The sequence below is a fragment of the Stenotrophomonas maltophilia group sp. Smal32 genome (assembly GCF_030237085.1).
GTDB lineage: Bacteria > Pseudomonadota > Gammaproteobacteria > Xanthomonadales > Xanthomonadaceae > Stenotrophomonas > Stenotrophomonas maltophilia_Q.
In genome coordinates this window covers 92,657-103,416 of record NZ_JASJSI010000002.1, presented here as the reverse complement: position 1 = coordinate 103,416, position 10,760 = coordinate 92,657, and the positions used below count along the sequence as shown (strand labels likewise).

At 67.4% G+C, this 10,760-nt stretch carries 7 protein-coding genes and 1 riboswitch; of the genes, 4 read left to right on the top strand and 3 right to left on the bottom strand.

The genetic code is table 11. The annotated features are described in order from the left end of the window. Positions 1-197: 197 nt before the first annotated feature. Together ppc and QRO91_RS00945 are read right to left on the bottom strand one after the other, a co-directional pair. Positions 198-2,909 (bottom strand): phosphoenolpyruvate carboxylase, encoded by a 2,712-nt coding sequence (gene ppc, locus QRO91_RS00950; RefSeq protein ID WP_197650695.1) that lies wholly within the window; start codon positions 2,907-2,909, stop codon positions 198-200. A gap of 237 nt (positions 2,910-3,146) precedes the next feature. Continuing rightward, on the bottom strand, positions 3,147-5,663 hold the full coding sequence (locus QRO91_RS00945; protein ID WP_285310191.1) for a prolyl oligopeptidase family serine peptidase: 2,517 nt from the start codon (positions 5,661-5,663) through the stop codon (positions 3,147-3,149). A gap of 120 nt (positions 5,664-5,783) precedes the next feature. Beyond that, positions 5,784-5,867: riboswitch (S-adenosyl-L-homocysteine riboswitch) on the top strand. Between the two features lie 36 nt (positions 5,868-5,903). Here QRO91_RS00945 and ahcY point away from each other — a divergent pair. The 3 genes from ahcY (at position 5,904) to QRO91_RS00930 (ending at position 8,487) form a co-directional block, all read left to right on the top strand. After that, positions 5,904-7,349 (top strand): adenosylhomocysteinase, encoded by a 1,446-nt coding sequence (gene ahcY / locus QRO91_RS00940; protein WP_197632428.1) that lies wholly within the window; start codon positions 5,904-5,906, stop codon positions 7,347-7,349. Positions 7,350-7,522: 173 nt separating this feature from the next. Beyond that, positions 7,523-7,996: a Cys-tRNA(Pro) deacylase gene (ybaK, locus tag QRO91_RS00935; RefSeq protein WP_049428887.1), complete on the top strand. Its 474-nt coding sequence runs from the start codon at positions 7,523-7,525 to the stop codon at positions 7,994-7,996. Further along, the gene (locus tag QRO91_RS00930; protein ID WP_197619765.1) at positions 7,996-8,487 is read left to right on the top strand and encodes a hypothetical protein; all 492 of its coding nucleotides are present in this window, start codon (positions 7,996-7,998) and stop codon (positions 8,485-8,487) included. Before ybaK ends, QRO91_RS00930 begins: the two co-directional genes overlap by 1 nt. Positions 8,488-8,545: 58 nt before the next feature. Here QRO91_RS00930 and QRO91_RS00925 read toward each other — a convergent pair whose 3' ends face one another. Beyond that, positions 8,546-9,103: a DUF3228 family protein gene (locus tag QRO91_RS00925; RefSeq protein ID WP_100443767.1), complete on the bottom strand. Its 558-nt coding sequence runs from the start codon at positions 9,101-9,103 to the stop codon at positions 8,546-8,548. Positions 9,104-9,239: 136 nt separating this feature from the next. Between QRO91_RS00925 and QRO91_RS00920 the strand changes: the two genes are divergently transcribed. Then, positions 9,240-10,757, top strand: coding sequence for an amidohydrolase family protein (locus tag QRO91_RS00920; RefSeq protein WP_197619764.1), 1,518 nt, complete (start codon positions 9,240-9,242; stop codon positions 10,755-10,757). The last annotated feature ends 3 nt before the right edge of the window (positions 10,758-10,760 follow it).

The window sequence follows — 10,760 nt, the reverse complement described above, 5'->3', positions numbered from 1 at the left end:
AATCCGCGGCCCGCGCCCCCGGCCCAACACCGCCCCCCACGCCCCAAAAAATGTAAACCCGCGATTTTGGAAGTGGGGGGGCACCCCCCCGGGGGGGGCGATATTTTTTGTGGGGCCGGCGGGCGGCCGCACACCCCCGGGGGGGGGCCAAAAATGATGGGGGGGGCCCCCCGGCCCCCGGCACTACCAACGTCAGGTCACCCCGTGTTCTGCACGCCCTGCGAAACGCCGTTCACGCACGCCACCAGCGCGCGCAGCAGGTCCTCGTCTTCGCGCCCGCTGGCCCGCCAACGTTGCAGCAGGTCCACCTGCAGCACGCTGATCGGATCGACGTAGGGATTGCGCAGGCGGATCGACAGCGCCAATCGCGCATCGTGGTCCAGCAGCGTCTTCTGGTCCATCAACGCCAGCAGCCAGTGCCGGGTGAGTTCCAGTTCGCGCTGCACCTGCGGGAAGAAGCGCCCGTGCAGTTCACCCGACAACAGCGAGAACTGCTCGGCAATGGTGATATCACCCTTGGACAGCACCATCGCGATGTCGTCCAGGAACGTGCGGAAGAACGGCCAGTCACGCGCCATATCGCGCAGGGTCTGTTCGTGGCCGGCATCAACCGCCGCCTGCAGGCCACCGCCCACGCCGTACCAGCCGGGGATGACCGCGCGCGCCTGGCTCCAGGCAAATACCCAGGGAATCGCGCGCAGGTTGCCCAGCGCCGCGTCCTGGCCGAGCCGGCGCGACGGCCGCGAGCCCAGTGTCATCCGCTCGATCACATCAATCGGCGTGGCGGTGCGGAAGTAGTCCATGAAGCCGGCCTGGCCGACGAAGCCACGGTAGACCTCGCTGCTGGCCGCAGCCACCACGTCCATCACCGGTCGCCACTCATCCTCGCGCGGCTCGGCGGCACGCGGGCGCAGGCTGGCGCGCAGCACTGCACCGGTGGCCTGTTCCAGCGAGCGCAGGGCCAGCGCACGGATACCGTACTTGCGGTGGATCACCTCGCCCTGTTCGGTCACCCGCAGGCGACCATCGATGCTGCCGCGCGGCGATGCATCGACAGCGTGCGTGGTCTTGCCACCACCACGGCTGATCGAGCCGCCACGGCCATGGAAGAAGGTCAATCGGATGCCCGCCTCGGCCGCCACCTCCAGCAGTTCCACCTGCGCACGCTGCAGGCCCCAGCGCGAAGCGGCAATGCCACCATCCTTGCTGCTGTCCGAATAGCCCAGCATCACCATCTGCACGTCGTCGCGTGCTTGCAGGTGCGCGCGATAGATCGGGTCGGCCAGCAGGTCACGCAGGGTCGCGGTGCCGCGCTTGAGGTCATCCACGGTCTCGAACAGTGGGGCGATGTCCAACGGCACCGCCCCACTCTCTTCCACCAGGCCGCCACGGCGTGCCAGCGCAAGCACGGCCAATACATCGCTGCGGTCGTGTGCCATCGAGATGATGTAGCTGCCCAGTGCGTCCCCACCATGCCGCGCACGGGCATCGGCCAGTGCGGCGAATACCGCATCCAGCCGCTGGTTGCCCTCGTCGTCGCCGTTGGGCAATGCCGTTTCACCGCTGGCATGCGGGCCCAGCAGCCGCGCACGGCCCACCGCATCCAGCGCCTGCCAGGCCTCCTCGCCGCCCAGCACGGCGGCCAGCGCGCGCGCATGCACGCTCGACTCCTGGCGCACATCCAGCCGCGCCAGATGGAAGCCGAAGGTCTTCACCCGCCACAGCAGGCGCTGCACGGCGAAGCCGCCAGCATGTTCGCCACGGTTCGCACGCAAGCTGTCGAGGATCAGCTGCAGATCCTCGATCAGCTCGTCCGGGCCAGCGTAGTTGCCTTCGCCATCATCCAGCGTGGCCTGAAGGCGCGCGCGCATGCGGTCGTTGAGCAGGCGGTACGGCATGTCGGCATGGCGTGGCCGCGACTGCACCTGCGGCAGCAGCTGCTGGTAATGCGTCACGCGTGCCTGCAGCGCATCACTGACACCCACCCGCTCGGTGGACTGGCTGAGCAGGCTGGCCAGCTGCAGCAGTTCCTTCTGGTAGCGCCCCAGCACGGCCTGCCGCTGCGCATCCAGCGTGTTGCGGATGGTGTGGGCATCCACATTCGGATTGCCGTCCATGTCGCCGCCCACCCACGTACCGAAACGCAGCAGGCGCGGCAACGGCAGTTCTTCCCCATAGGTATCGCGCAGCGCCTGCTGCAGCGATTCGTACAGCACCGGGATCACCCGGTACAGCACCTGCACCAGATAGAACCCGACGTGCTCGCGTTCGTCGTCGACGGTGGGCCGCACCGGCGAGGAATCAGTGGTCTGCCACGAGGCGGTCAGCGCCATGCGGAAGCGCGCGGCATCGGCGGCGGCCTCACCCGGCGTGCGCTGGCCGTCGAGGTTGTCGACCAGGCTGGCCACCATCAACTGCTCTTTCTCCAGCAGCGCGCGGCGCACCGCTTCGGTCGGGTGCGCGGTGAACACCGGTTCGATGTCGATGCGCGGCAACCATTGCGCCAGCTCGTCCAGTCCCACGCCCTGCGCCTTCAGGTGCTGCAGCGCATCCTGCAGGCCATCGGGCTGTGCCCCTGCGGTACCGGCACGCTGGTAGTCGCGGCGGCGGCGGATGCGATGCACGCGCTCGGCGATGTTGACCACCTGGAAGTAGGTGCTGAATGCACGCACCATGGTCTCGGCCTGCTGAGGAGTGCGCCCGGCCAGGCCTTCCGCCAGTTCGGACAGCGGCGCCTGGTTCTCGCGGCGGGCGATGGCGCGGGTGCGCACGTCCTCGACGTCATCAAGAAACGCGGCCGACACCTGTTCGACCAACAGGTCACCGACCAGCGCGCCAAGCCGGCGCACGTCATCGCGAAGGGGAAGATCGGGGGAAGCGAATTCGATGCTGCTGCGGTACTCGTTCATCGGCGACGCACGGGCCTCGGTCAACGGATCCTGACCCCAAGCCTATCCCAGATCGGGCCTCGTGCTGCGATGCAAAAATGGTTTCATCTGCACGTATCCACGGCAGACGCAGCCGAGCATGGGCTCGGCTCTACAACCATCATGGCGCGTGACCCCGTGTAGCGCCCGAGCCCATGCTCGTGCGGCGGCGCAGCCGCACAGGCGGCCCCCGTTGCAGGGGCCGCCCTCATGCAGGTATCAGCGCTTCTTCTTAGCCGTGCCCTGCTCGGCCGGGCCGATGGTCTGCTCCAGCCAGCGCTCGCTTTCGGCCAGCATCGTCATGATCGATTCGCGTGCGCGGTAGGCGTGCGATTCGTTGGGCAGCATCACCAGCCGCGCGGTGCCACCCAGGCCCTTCACCGCGGCAAACATGCGCTCGCTCTGGATCGGGAAGGTGCCGGAGTTGTTGTCGTCCACGCCGTGGATGAAAAGGATCGGATCCTTGATCTTGTCGGCGTAGTTGAACGGGGCCATCTTCTGGTAGACATCCTGCGCCTGCCAGTAGTTGCGTTCCTCGGCCTGGAAACCGAACGGAGTGAGCGTGCGGTTGTAGGCGCCACTGCGCGCGATGCCGGCCTTGAACAGGCGCGTGTGCGCCAGCAGGTTGGCGGTCATGAACGCACCGTAGGAATGGCCACCGATGGCGATGTGCTCGCGATCGGTCACGCCACGGCGCACCACTTCATCCACCGCCGCCTGTGCATTGGCCACCAGCTGTTCGATGTAGGTGTCGTTCGGTTCCTTGTCGCCCTCGCCGATGATCGGCATCGACGGGCTGGCCAGCACCACGTAGCCCTTGGCCAGGAACGCCTGCGGGCCCCAGTAGCTGACCGCGTTGAAGCGGTACGGCGAATCGGTCACCTGGCTGGCGGCAGCCGCGCTCTTGAACTCACCCGGGTAGGCCCACATCAGCAGCGGCCGCGGGCCGTCGCGCTTCGGGTCGTAACCCGGCGGCAGCAGCAGGGTCGCGGTCAGGTCGACGCCGTCCTTGCGCTTGTAGCGGATCTGCTCCTTCTGCACGCCCTTCAGCTGCGGCAGCGGATGGGCGAAATGGGTCAGTGCGCGCGGCGCGGTGCTGGCATCGGCCAGCGACTGCACGTAGAAATTGGCCGGCTCGTCCGGGCTCTCACGGCTCAGCAGCAGCGAGCTGCCCTGATCGTCCAGCAGCGCCACCGGCAGCGAGTAGCTCGGCGCCTGCGAGTGGAACAGGCGGGTGGCCTTGCCACTGGCAATGTCGAAGCGGTCCACGAACGGGCGGTCACCCTCCGGCGAAGCACCGGCACCGGCAAGGTACAGGCTGCTGCCATCCGGGCTGGTCTGCAGCAGCGAGCGCCCGCGCTCGTCGCTGGACAACAGCGGACGGCCCGGATCGGCATAGCGGTCCTGCGCATCGCGGTCCCACAGCAGGCGCGGTTCGGCGCTGGCGTTGTCCGGGGCGATCAGCCAGGTCCTGGTCTTGCGGGTCTTCCACCACGATTCGGTCAGCAGGGCCAGGTCGCCACGACCCCAGCTGATGCTGGCCAGGCGGCTGCCGAGCTGGGCCAGGGTCACCGGCGGCTTGTCGAACGGCGCGGCCTGCATCAGCACCGCATCGCGCACCTTGGCCTCCTTGTTCGGGTCGCCGCCGTCCTGCGCTTCAGCCCAGACCAGGGTGGCATCGGCATCGCCGCGCCAGCGGATGTCACGCACGCCGGTTACTTCGGCATCGTTGCCGGTTGGCAGGCCTTCCACCAGCGGGCGCACGGCCACGGTGTGCACCAGCTTGCCGCTGGCACGGTCGATCACTTCGATGCGGCGCGGGAAGCTGTCCACCGGCACCACGTAGGAGTACGGGCGCTGCACCGGCTGGCGCAGCACGAAGCGGCCATCCGGCGACACCGCAAAGCCCATGAAGATGCCGGCTGCGCCGATCGCGCGGCTGCTGCCATCCAGGCTGACTTCCACCGGCTGGGTGGTGGCGTAGTGATCGAACTGGCGCGCATCGGCCTCGTTCTTCAGCAGGTCCTGGTAGGTACGGATCGACACGACGCCGCCGCCCTGGCTGGTCTGCTGCACGGCCGGGCCGGTCGGGATGCCGTCTGCGGCCGGCGCCGCACCCAGGTTGGCCGGGCGGGTGAACACCACCAGTCCGCGGCTGTCCGGCAGCCACTGGTAGCCGCTACCGATCACCGTATTCAGGCCGGCGACCAGGCGGCGGGCACTGCTACCGGCCACATCCACCAGCCACAGTTCATTGGCGCCGCTGGCGGCGTCGACGTGGTTGAAGGCCAGCCACTTCTGGTCCGGCGACCACATCACGCTGGCGATCGACAGCTTGGCCGGCAGGCCGCTGATCGGCCGTTCCTTGCCGTCGGCCACGTTCATCAGCCACAGCTTCTCGCCGAAGCTGAAGCGGCTGTCGGAGAACGTGCGCGGGTTGATGCGCAGGCCGGCCAGCTTCAGCTCCGGCTGCGCCACCACCTGGATCGACGGCAGCGACGGCATCTGCATCAGCGCGGCCACGTCGCGGCGCGGTGACAGGAACAGCGAGGGCGCGCGCGGAGCATCGACCACCGCCTGCAGCGCGGCCGAAGGCAGCTCGTAGCCGTTGACGCCCTGGGACTGTGCCGCCGCAGGCTGCGGGGCCGCCGCCCAGGCCAGCGGGGCCACCGCCAGCAGTCCCATCGACAGGACCAGGCCGGTCCAGCGCCGAGTGCGGCGCGCGTGCATGCTCATCGTTCCACCTGTGTGATGCGTGAAAACACCGACCTTAACAGCCTGTGCACGCGATCCCATCTGCCGATGGTTGGGTCATCCCGATGTCATGCCGGGGCCGCGATATAATGGGGGTTCTCCCCTGCCGAGGGGCGCTGCGACCGGATCCCACGAGGCCCGGCCAGGCTCGGTAAGGTGGCTTTGTAACAACGGCGCCCGGCTAGATGCGAGCACCCGCTCGTCCACAACCGGAGCACACGAATGAACGCTGTTGCCAAGACCTTCTCCACCGAAGGTGATTACAAGATCCGCGATATCACGCTGGCCGACTGGGGCCGCAAGGAACTGGACATCGCCGAGCACGAAATGCCGGGCCTGATGTCGATCCGTCGCAAGCACGCCGCCAGCCTGCCGCTGAAGGGCGTGCGCGTGACCGGCTCGCTGCACATGACCATCCAGACCGCCGTGCTGATCGAGACCCTGAAGGACATCGGCGCCGACGTGCGCTGGGCCTCGTGCAACATCTTCTCGACCCAGGACCACGCTGCCGCGGCCATCGCCGCCACCGGCACGCCGGTTTTCGCCTGGAAGGGCGAGACCCTGGAAGAGTACTGGGACTGCACCCTGGACGCGCTGACCTTCACCCTGGCCGACGGCACCCTGACCGGCCCGGAGCTGGTGGTCGACGACGGCGGTGACGTGACCCTGCTGATCCACAAGGGCTACGAGCTGGAAAACGGCAGCGACTGGGTCAACACCGCCTCGTCCTCGCACGAAGAACAGGTCATCAAGAACCTGCTCAAGCGCGTCGCCAAGGAGCGCCCGGGTTACTGGGGCCGCGTGGTCAAGGACTGGAAGGGCGTCTCCGAAGAGACCACCACCGGCGTGCACCGCCTGTACCAGCTGGCCCAGGCCGGCACCCTGCTGATCCCGGCGATCAACGTCAACGACTCGGTCACCAAGAGCAAGTTCGACAACCTGTACGGCTGCCGCGAGTCGCTGGCCGACGGCCTGAAGCGCGCGATGGACGTGATGCTGGCCGGCAAGGTGGCCGTGGTCTGCGGCTACGGTGACGTGGGCAAGGGCTGCGCCGCCTCGCTGCGTGCCTATGGCGCGCGCGTGATCGTCACCGAGATCGACCCGATCTGCGCCCTGCAGGCGGCGATGGAAGGCTATGAAGTCAACACCATCGAATCGACCCTGGGCCGTGCCGACCTGTACGTCACCACCACCGGCAACAAGGACATCATCCGCATCGAGCACCTCAGCGCGATGAAGGACCAGGCCATCGTCTGCAACATCGGCCACTTCGACAACGAGATCCAGGTCGATGCGCTGGTGTCGTTCACCGGCATCAAGCACGTCAACATCAAGCCGCAGGTGGACAAGTACATCTTCCCGAACGGCAACGCGATCTTCCTGCTGGCCGAAGGCCGCCTGGTGAACCTGGGCTGCGCCACCGGCCACCCGAGCTTCGTGATGTCCAACAGCTTCGCCAACCAGACCCTGGCACAGATCGACCTGTGGGCGAACAAGGACAGCTACGAGAAGAAGGTCTACCTGCTGCCGAAGAAGCTGGACGAAGAAGTGGCCCGCCTGCACCTGGAAAAGATCGGCGTGAAGCTGACCACCCTGAGCCAGGAACAGGCCGACTACATCGGCGTGCCGGTGGAAGGCCCGTTCAAGCCGGACCACTACCGCTACTGATCGTGCCGGGGTCGGATCCCTTTCAGCAGGAAAGGGCTCTGACCCCAGCAACGGATGCACACGGAACGGGCGCCTTCGGGCGCCCGTTCTGCGTTGGCGTGCCACCGCATATCACCCATCCACCCAGTAGCCTCGGTCAAGGCACCACGTTCCGCACGCGCTACGATGCCCCCATGACCCCGGCCATCAACCTCCTCAAGCGCGAGAAGATCGCCCACACCGTGCGCAGCTATGTGCACGACGCCCACGCCGAATCGTATGGCGGCGAAGCCGTCGACAAGCTCGGCCTCGACCCGGCCCAGGTGTTCAAGACCCTGCTGGCCAGCACCGAGGCGCACGAACTGCTGGTGGCGATCGTGCCGGTAGCCGGTCAGCTGGACCTGAAGGCATTGGCCGAAGCGGCCGGCTGCAAGAAGTGCGAGATGGCCGCCGCCGATGCCGCACAGCGCGCGACCGGTTACCTGGTCGGTGGCATCAGCCCACTCGGGCAGAAGAAGCGCCTGCGCACGTTCCTGGATGCCAGTGCCGAAGCGCTGCCCGCACTGCATGTCAGCGCCGGACGCCGTGGGCTGGAAGTCGAACTGGCACCCACCGATCTGCTGCGGCTGACCGCCGGCCACTACGCGGCAATCGGAAAGGTGCGTTGATGCGCTGGCCGTGGTCCGCAACGCCGTCGCTCCGGCTTGAGGATGCCCAGGCTGACGTGTTGCTGCAGGACCTGCTGTCGCGCGACGGCAAGCGCATCACCGATGCCGCCCGTACGGTCTCACGGCTGTTCACCGCGTCCTCGCTGGATGCATTGGCCGCGCATACGGACCTGATCGAACAGCACTGCCAAGGCATCGCGCTCGGCGGCATGCTGATCAGCAACCAGGCCCACCTCAAGGCCGCACTGCAACGATTGCGCTACTGGCAGGCACGCGAGGGCTGCCTGTGTGTGCTCAATCCCGGCTACCCGTTCTTCGATCCGCGTCGCCTGATCGAACAAGGGCAGGTGCAGCTGATCTCGTTGCAGGAGGCCGAGGATGGTTGGGGCGATTGCCATACCGTTGCCTGCACCCAGTGCGGCCAGCACTGGCAGGCCATCGACCGCGAGTATCACTACCCGTGGTGGGAGTGGAAGACCAGCGGCCGGTGAAGCAGCCACGCATGGCGTGGCTCTACTGACCCTCCGCGTGGATGTGCATCCCCCGCAATCACGGCCGCCAGTTGGCGTTGCTCTCCCAGAACGCGACCGAGCGCCGGTAGGCCTCGCGGTCCAGCGGCACGCCGGATCCGCCCTCCTCCACCCCCAGCGCATTGCGCATCATCGTGATCGGCGCCATCGGCACTTCTTCCGGTTCCGCGGTGTAGATGCAGCCGACAATGCCCCAGTCGGCTTCGATCGGTGAACCTTCCTTCGCCAGCTGCTCGGCGCTGTACAGGATCACCACCAGATAGTTTGCACGCGGGGACTCCACGCCTTCGAACCAGCGCACCAGCACCGGCAGCTCGTCACGATTGCGCGCCTCGTAGCCACTGCGCAGCTGGTGGCGGTTGGCCTCGGTGATCGGCACCGTCAGGCAGCGCGTGCTGGTCCAGTTCTCGTAGACGAACAGCTTGCAGAAGGGTGCGTAGCCATCGAGCACCTTCAGCGGCGCATGCGCGTTGAGGTGGGCTTCGAACTGCTCGGCAGTGCAGTCCTGGATGGTGTTGCCGCGCGGCACGCGCGGGAACAGGCGGGGACGGGCGAAGTCGGTGAGGACGATGGACATGGCAGGGCGTGATCAGGGGTTCCACCGCACAGGGTAACCGCCACGGAGGAAGGCCGGGCCGGATGCCGATGGTCACTGGCGCCCGCGTCCAGCTTGCAGCACCCTGCGGACGACCCATTACAAGGATCGCCGGCTCATGGATGCAGCACGCGCGTTGCCCCGTTCCGCCCGCCGTCGGCGGTGGCCGATCGTACTGGCCATCCTCCTGCTGGCGCCGCCATTGCTGTTCGCCTCTGCCCTGCTCTGGCCACTGTCGGCACCGCCGCTACCCGAACCCGGCAACAGCCGCGTGATCGTCAACGTACGGGTGGTGGACGTGCACAACGGCATTGCCGGCGAGCCGACCAGCGTCACCCTGCGCAACGGCATCATCACCGCCATCGGCAATGATGCACACGACACGACGCTGCCTATCCTCGATGCCGGCGGCCGCTGGCTGGTGCCGGGCTTCTGGGACATGCATACCCATGCACTGCAGCTGTCACCGCAACTGCAGTTCCCGCTGATGCTGGCCAATGGCATTACCGGCACCCGCGACATGATGGACTGCCCGCAGGCTACCGACCCGCTGATCGCCTGCGTGGCCGACAAGCGCCGCTGGACCGGGCAGGCCATCGCAGGGCAACAGGCCGCACCACGCTTCGTACAGGTCGCCAGCTTCTATTTCGAGGACCCGTCGCTCTCGCCGGAGGCTGCCGCGTTGCGGGCACGCACGTACAGCGCGCGTGGTGTCCACGCGCTGAAGGTCTACAACCGGCTGCGTGCGGATACCTACCAGCGGCTGGCCACCGAAGCACGGCAGCTTCACCGTCCACTGGTTGGTCACCTGCCAAGGGCGGTGCCTCTGGAAGACGCGGTACAGGCAGGCCAGCGCAGCTTCGAACATGCCCATCTGTTCGTGCGGCATTGCTTCGACCATGCAGCCGCCTGGCGTGGTGGCACCCTCGACGGCGACGACCCGACCGCTCTGGCCGAACGGATGGTCAGTGGTCATCAGCCCGCGCTCTGCGACGAAGCGTTCGGCCTGATGCAGGCCAGCGGCGCAGCATTCGTGCCGACCCATGTCACCCGGGAGGAGGATGCGCGCGCACGCGATCCCGCCTTCATCAACGATCCACGCCTGGCCTACCTGGATCCACTGTCACGCTGGGCCTGGCGTGACGACCTGGAGGCAACCGCAAGTCGCTACCCCGGGTTGCGCGGCGAAGACGCGCTGAAGGCCTACTTCGCGCATGGCTTGGCGCTCACCGGCGCCGCGCATCGTGCCGGCGTCACCGTGCTGGTCGGCACCGATACCGGACTGGGCGGCTTCCGCTACCACGATGAACTGCAGTGGCTGCGGCATGCCGGCATGAGCCGGGCCGACGTACTGCGTGCCGCCACGCTGCAGGCCGCGCGCCATCTGCAGCTGCAGGCATCACATGGCAGCGTCGAGGTCGGCAAGGCCGCCGATCTGGTCCTCCTCGATGGCGACCCGCTGCAGGACAGCGCAAACACCCGTCGCATCCACGCGGTGCTGCTGGCCGGCCATCTCTACGACCGCCCGCGGCTGGATGCGTTGCTGGTGTATGCGCGTTCGCAGGCGCGTTCTCCAGCAATGATGGCACGCCTGCTGTGGGGCTTCCTCACCAGCCCGGTCAGCGCCGAGCTGTAGCGA

Coding starts and splice junctions, on each gene's coding strand:
- ppc (WP_197650695.1), bottom strand. CDS start 2,909: ATGAACGAGTACCGCAGCAGCATCGAATTCGCTTCCCCCGATCTTCCC.
- QRO91_RS00945 (WP_285310191.1), bottom strand. CDS start 5,663: ATGAGCATGCACGCGCGCCGCACTCGGCGCTGGACCGGCCTGGTCCTG.
- ahcY (WP_197632428.1), top strand. CDS start 5,904: ATGAACGCTGTTGCCAAGACCTTCTCCACCGAAGGTGATTACAAGATC.
- ybaK (WP_049428887.1), top strand. CDS start 7,523: ATGACCCCGGCCATCAACCTCCTCAAGCGCGAGAAGATCGCCCACACC.
- QRO91_RS00930 (WP_197619765.1), top strand. CDS start 7,996: ATGCGCTGGCCGTGGTCCGCAACGCCGTCGCTCCGGCTTGAGGATGCC.
- QRO91_RS00925 (WP_100443767.1), bottom strand. CDS start 9,103: ATGTCCATCGTCCTCACCGACTTCGCCCGTCCCCGCCTGTTCCCGCGC.
- QRO91_RS00920 (WP_197619764.1), top strand. CDS start 9,240: ATGGATGCAGCACGCGCGTTGCCCCGTTCCGCCCGCCGTCGGCGGTGG.